This window comes from Acidobacteriota bacterium, from assembly GCA_035471785.1.
In the GTDB taxonomy this organism is placed as follows: Bacteria; Acidobacteriota; UBA6911; order RPQK01; family DATIPO01; genus JANQFM01.
Window position 1 is genome coordinate 1 of the sequence record DATIPQ010000124.1, and the last position, 6,403, is coordinate 6,403.

Below are 6,403 nucleotides of genomic sequence, written 5' to 3' on the forward strand. Positions count from 1 at the left end.
TGCCTCGCATCGCTCCTTTGAGGCGGGCCGCTCTCTGGGAGGTGGGTGGCCCTCTCCCAAACTCCCCCCTACTCTTCCCGGGACCTGCCAACTCCGGAAGTTAGTTGTGGGAGGACTCTGGTTCAGGGAGCAACCAGCCCCACGGGAGCGATAGGACACAGGCCTGGTGGAAGGCGCATCCTTGCGGCGATGGAGGTGACCTGACACCGAGGCTGAACGTTTCAGCCCCAGGCAAGGCTCAACAGGGCTCCGAAAACCCTAGTGCAGCGAGGCAAAAGTTTTGAGCCAGTCCTGCCAAGTTCGAGATGCGATATGCGAAGTTCGAAAGAACCCCGAAAGGGGTGCAATTCGCCAGCCCAGGGCGCTACCCTGGGTACCGAGATCAATCCGAATGAAGTCAGGATGCAAAGCATGGCTCGGAATTTATGACCGGCAGCGCTAGTGCTTGACGACGGCTTTCATGAGCTGGCCTTGGCGGAGGGACTCTATGGTGGAGGGAATTTCGGGGACGCCGACCTGGCGCGAGATGAGGCGGGAAGGCTTGATGACGCCGCTTTCGAGTATGGCGATGGCGCGGGGAAAGGAATGAGCCCCCACATAGCAGCCCAGCACCGTCAGTTCCTTGCGCGTGATGGCGTTTTGCGGCACCGCCGGACGCGCCCTCTCGCTCATTCCGAAGAGACAGATGCGGCCTCCCACGCGGGCCAGCTCGACGCTGGTCGGCAGTTGATTGCCCACCGCGTCGACCACCACGTCGGCACCCCAGTCGAAGGCCTCGCCCACCTTGGCGGAAAGATCTTCCTGAGCGGCGTTGACGGTGGCGAAACCAATCTCCCGCAATAACTCCAGCCGTTCCTCAACCAAGTCGGACACCAGCACTTGGGCGCCCGCCGCCGCCAGCAGCATGGCATGAAGCGCACCCACCGGTCCCCCGCCGATGACTACGGCCTTCTCCCCCGGCGCGGGACGGATCACGTCGATGCTGTTGACCACGCAGGAGAGCAGTTCCGTCCACACCGCTTCCTGAAAAGGCAGTTCGTCGCTGAGCGGATGACAGGCCCTCTCAGGGGCCACATTGTAGGGCGCCATTCCGCCGTCCTTAAAAATGCCCAAAGTGGTGAAGTCCTGACAGTGATTGCTCAATCCAGCCTTGCAGTAGCGGCACTTGCCGCAGGTCAGGTTGGGGGCTACCGCCACCCGCTCTCCCCCCTTCAGGGTCGACACCTTGGCCCCGGCGGAAACCACCCGCCCCAGGTACTCGTGCCCCAAGATGACGCCGGGCGTGGCCGGATGTCCGGGAGGGGTGGAGAGAATGTGCAAGTCGGTGCCGCAGATGCCGCAGCCTTCCACCTCGATCAGCACTTGGTCGTCGGCCTCCAGAACCGGCAGCGGACGCTCTTGAAGCTCCAGCATACCGTCACCAGCAAAAACAGCAGAAAGCATCGTTTGAGCCATGAGCAAAACTCCATGATAAGCTCTTGAAGCGCTTCGCAATCGAGCTATTACGGGCAGAGTATAGCATCGGGACCTATTGCTTTTCTAGTCAAGGTTTCAGAGAAAACACCTGTTGGAACGAAGCGCTTAGAAATTTCTGGAGAAAATGGTTGCAAGCGAGGCCGCGAGGCACTATACTGACGCCCATCGAATGGATCGAACTCTTCACGGAAACTCTCAGAGGTATCGACAAATGGTGCGAATGTGCAAGCTACCCACGGGCAGGCTCTCTGTGTCCGCGATGACAGCGTTTTTGGTGATGACTTTGAGCGCCGGACTGGCGGCCGCCCAATCCTCCGATCCCATGGACAAGGTGATGACCCTGGCCGGGGATGATCGGAACTTCGAAGGGGACCGCGGCGCGGCCGGACTTTGGCAGCGGCTGCTCAAGCTCAACACCACCGCCAGCGCCCTGCACACCACTGCCCATCCCGACGACGAGAACGGAGGCGTGCTCACTTACCTGAGCCGCGGACAGGGAGTGAGGATGTCGCTGCTGACCCTCAACCGGGGCGAGTCGGGAGCCAACGCCATCGGCTCGGAACTGTTCGACGGCCTGGGCATCATCCGCACCGAGGAACTGCTGCTGTCGGACCGCTACTACGGACTCGACGACCAGTACTTCAGCACCGTTATCGACTACGGCTACTCCAAGAGCCTGGAAGAGGCCCTCGAAAAGTGGGGACGCGAAAACGTCCTGCGCGACGTGGTGCGGGTCATCCGCATCAACCGCCCCCTGGTCATCATCTCGCGCTTTTACGGCGGCCCGCGCGACGGCCACGGCAACCACCAGACGGCGGGAGTGATCTCGCAGGAAGCCTACCGGGCCGCCGCCGACCCCAACATGTTTCCCGAGCAGATCCGCGAGGGACTGCGTCCCTGGCAGCCTTTGAAGCTCTACCGCGGCATCGGACGTATCAACAGCTCCTGGAACATCCGCATCAACGCCGGAGAGTACAGTCCCTGGCTGGGCAAAAGCTACCGCCAGTTCGCCTCCGACGGCCTGGCCCTGCAGCGCTCCCAGACCAGCGGACGCCTGCGCGAGGTGGTGGGCGAATATCCCATGTTCTACGAGCGCCTCTACAGCGAAGTCGACGCCGCCGACCGCGAAACCGACTTCTTCGCCGGAATCGACACCTCCATCACCGGCATCTTCAGCATCGTCGAGGGGACTCCTCCCGACCGCGTGCCCGGACTGCTGGCCGAGGTCGAAGACAACGTGGAGGCCGCCATGCAGGCCTTCAGCGTGGCCAATCCTTCGGCTACGGTGCCTTTTCTGGCCAGAGGACTCAAGGCCCTGCGCGAGACCATCGGGCTGGTGGGAGATTTTCCCGACGCCGTCTTCATGCTGCGCGTCAAGGAGACGCAGTTTCAGGAAGCCATCCACACGGCGCTCAACGTAGGGCTGAGCGCCCAGGCCATCCCCGGCGATGCCCAGATCGACAACAGCCCCTGGGCTTCCACCCCCACCATGGGACTGGTGGTTGCAGGCCAGACTTTCAAGGTCATCACCACCCTCTCCAGCGGCAGCAGCCTGTCCATCGTGCCCCGCGAAGTGGGATTGAGGGCTCCCCGGGGGTGGACGGTCGACTCCACCTCCTCCACCCAGATGGCCTCCATGCTGGGGCCCGACCGCGGACTGCGGCGCGACTTCAGCGTCCAGGTGGCTCAGAACGCGGACTACGACAACCGCTACTTCTACCGCGATTCGATCCAGGAGTCGCGCTACCAGTTGCGCGATCCTCAATACATCCACCTGCCGGCCCGTCCGCCGGCGCTGACCGCCTATGCCCGTTACTCGGTCGACGGAGTGGCGGTGGAAATCGACAGCGTGGTCCAGACCGAGGAATCGAACCTGCCCTACGGTTTGGTCAAGCGCCAACTGATGGTGGCTCCGGCCATCGCCGTCAACGTCGAACCGCAAATGCGCGTAGTTCCCATGGCCCGGCGCAACGCCGCCATCGAGGTCGACGTCGAGCTGATCCACAACAAAGAGGGCGACACCCAGGGCACCCTCTCTTTGCAGGTCCCTGACGGATGGAGCGTGCAGCCTGAAAGCCGCGACTTCACATTCAGCCAGGCCGGAGAACGCCAGAGCCTGACCTTCGCGGTGCAGATCCCGCGCGTACAGGCGCAAGACTATGAAATCAAGGCGGTGGCCCGGGTGGGCGGGCAGGAATACACCCAGGGCTACCAGACCATCCGCCACCGCGACCTGGAGACCCGCTACATTTACCGCGACGCCGTGGCCACCGTCCGCGGAGTGGACGTGGAAATCGAACCGGGCCTGCAAGTGGGCTACGTGATGGGAGTGGGCGACGAGGTGCCGGAAGGCATCTCGCAGTTGGGCGCCTCCGTCCGCCTGCTGGGAAGCGACGATCTGGCCTCGGCCGACCTGTCGCGCTTCGACGCCATCGTGGTGGGCACCCGCGCCTACGCCGTGCGCGAGGACCTCATCACTTACAACCAGCGCCTGCTCGACTATGCTGAGCAGGGCGGAAACTTCATCGTGCTTTACAACACCCAGGAGTTCAAGCCGGAACGCTGGGCCGCCTACAGGGCCACCTTGCCCCGGCGGGCCGAGGAAGTGTCTGAAGAAGACTCGCCGGTCAGGATGCTGGCGCCCGATCACCCCGCTTTCCAAAAGCCCAACAAGATCACCCTGGCCGACTTCGACGGCTGGGTGGAGCAGCGGGGATCAAAGTTTTTCAGCGAATGGGACGATGCCTACACGGCCATGATCGAAACCCAAGACCGGCAGCAGGATCCCCAGCGAGGAGGCTGGGTGACCGCACGATATGGGAAAGGCTACTATACTTATTTTGCTTATGCTTTCCATCGCCAATCGCCTTACGGAGTTCCGGGAGCCTTCCGCATTTTTGCAAACCTCTTGTCGCTGGGTGACTAGGGGGGAACCCAGTACAGGAGGAGTCTCCCGGGCAGGGTCCGCGGTGTTGTGTGTGGCCTCGACACTCGGACCCTTCTTTTTCGCCCTGACGCTGGCCTGGGCGGCCATGCTGCCAGTCGCCGCCCAGGACCAGCGCCAGGAAGAATCCACCGACTACTACAAGAAGTGGCTCAGCGAAGACGTCGTCTACATCATCAGTGAAGAGGAACGCGAGGTCTTCGCCAACCTCACCACCGACGAAGAACGCGACCAGTTCATCGAGCAGTTCTGGTACCGGCGCGACCCTGATCCCCGCAGCTCGGTCAACGAGTACAAGCAGGAGCACTACCGTCGCATAGCCTACGCAAACGAGCGCTTCCATGCCGGCTTTGCGGGCTGGCGGACGGACCGGGGCAAGGTCTACATCATGCACGGTCCGCCCGACGAGCGTCAGGAGTATCCTTCGGGCGGGACCTACGACCGTCCTCTCAGCGAAGGCGGCGGAACCACCGCCACTTACCCCTTCGAGATTTGGCGCTACCGGCACATTCCCGGTGTGGGAACCAACGTGGAGCTGGAATTCGTGGACCGGGCCAACTCGGGCGAATACCGCCTGGCGCTGGGACCGGAAGAGAAAGACGCCTTCCTGCACGTCCCCACGGCGGGACACACGGCGGCCGAACTGCTGGGTTTGGCCACCCGCCTGCAGCGGCCCTACTTTTCGCCTCACGCCTCTTACCCGCTCATGAACTACCGCGAGCAGGACAGCTCTTTTCAGCGCTATGAGAGGTTCGTGGGCGCCCAGAGGACGCCCGAAATCAAGTACACCGACCTGCAGCAGTTGGTGCGGGTCGACACCAGTTACGACGCCCTGCCCTTTCAGAGCCGGGTCGATTACTTCAGGCTCAACGACCACTCGATCCTGGTTCCGGTGACGGTGCAGGTCAATCACGCCGATCTGGCTTTTTCGGCCCAGCAGGAGGAAGGCGCCAGCCGGGCCAAGATCGCCCTCTACGGACTGGTGACGGGCATCGACAACCGCATCGCCGCCGAGTTCGAGGACGAGATCGTGGCCTCATTCCAGAGCGCCGAGCAGGCGGCCAGGCAGATCGGCAACGGCTCTCTTTACCAGAAACTGCTCATCCTCGACGCCCGCAAGCGCTACAAGGTCAACCTGGTGCTGAAGGACCTCAACAGCGGCAAAATCGGCGTCCGGGCCATGGGCCTGAGGCCTCCGCGCTTTGAGGAAGATGCGCTGTCGGCCAGTTCGCTGGTGCTTTCAGACTTCATCGTGCCGGCCCAGGAAGGGAACCAGGAAGAGCAGATGTTCCTGCTGGGAGACGTATTGGTGCGTCCCCGCCTGGACGCCACCTTTTCTCCTCAGGACTATTTCGCCGTCTACACCCAGTTGCACAATGTGGGCGTGGATCAGAGCAGCTTGAGGCCCGACTTCGAGATCCGCTACCGCATCACCAAGGACGGGAAGACGCAACTGCAGCAGACCGACGAGACGGGCAATTCGGTGCAGTATTTCTCGCCCAACCGCATGGTGCTGATCAAGCGTCTTCCGCTCAACGGCCTGAAGCCCGGCGCCTACCAGATCGAAGTCGAGTACGTCGACCGCATCCGCCAAACCACCATAGCCCGAACCGCCACCTTCCGCGTCAGCGACTCTTAGCAAAGGCACCCGGCCGGTCCCTCGATCAGGCGGGAAGAGTCTGGGTAAGGGCCACCCGCCGCCCCGAGAGCAACCTGCCTCAAGAGCCCGAGGGGGAACAGGCCTGGTGGGAGGCGCATCCTTGCGGCGATGGGCAGGAGGATGCGGTACGGCTCGCCGTTGTCTCTGGCTGTACGGTTCATCGAAGAGTCAGTACATCAGTGCTTGCGAACACCGTTCAGTCGGCTGATTCGCGGGCGGCGCTGCGGAAGGGGCGGAAGTCGACTTTGCAGTCGTGGTGGGCCAGGAAGCTCATGAAGCGCTTGTAGTCCTTGTCGGGGAGGTTGAAAAGGGCGGTGAGCTTG

The 6,403-nt window shown here is 62.6% G+C and carries 3 protein-coding genes; 2 read left to right on the forward strand and 1 reads right to left on the reverse strand.

Translation table 11 applies throughout. The annotated features are described in order from the left end of the window. Nucleotides 1-438: 438 nt before the first annotated feature. Nucleotides 439-1,413 (reverse strand): alcohol dehydrogenase catalytic domain-containing protein, encoded by a 975-nt coding sequence (locus tag VLU25_17995; GenBank protein ID HSR69825.1) that lies wholly within the window; start codon nt 1,411-1,413, stop codon nt 439-441. 340 nt (nt 1,414-1,753) lie between these two features. Here VLU25_17995 and VLU25_18000 point away from each other — a divergent pair, with 340 nt between their 5' ends. Together VLU25_18000 and VLU25_18005 are read left to right on the forward strand one after the other, a co-directional pair. Then, nucleotides 1,754-4,402 (forward strand): PIG-L family deacetylase, encoded by a 2,649-nt coding sequence (locus tag VLU25_18000; GenBank protein HSR69826.1) that lies wholly within the window; start codon nt 1,754-1,756, stop codon nt 4,400-4,402. A gap of 52 nt (nt 4,403-4,454) precedes the next feature. After that, nucleotides 4,455-6,059: a GWxTD domain-containing protein gene (locus VLU25_18005; protein HSR69827.1), complete on the forward strand. Its 1,605-nt coding sequence runs from the start codon at nt 4,455-4,457 to the stop codon at nt 6,057-6,059. Nucleotides 6,060-6,403: the final 344 nt, after the last annotated feature.

What these genes read in the sequence shown, in the direction of transcription:
- VLU25_17995 (HSR69825.1), bottom strand. Translation starts at nt 1,413, where the DNA reads ATGCTGGAGCTTCAAGAGCGTCCGCTGCCGGTTCTGGAGGCCGACGAC.
- VLU25_18000 (HSR69826.1), top strand. Translation starts at nt 1,754, where the DNA reads ATGACTTTGAGCGCCGGACTGGCGGCCGCCCAATCCTCCGATCCCATG.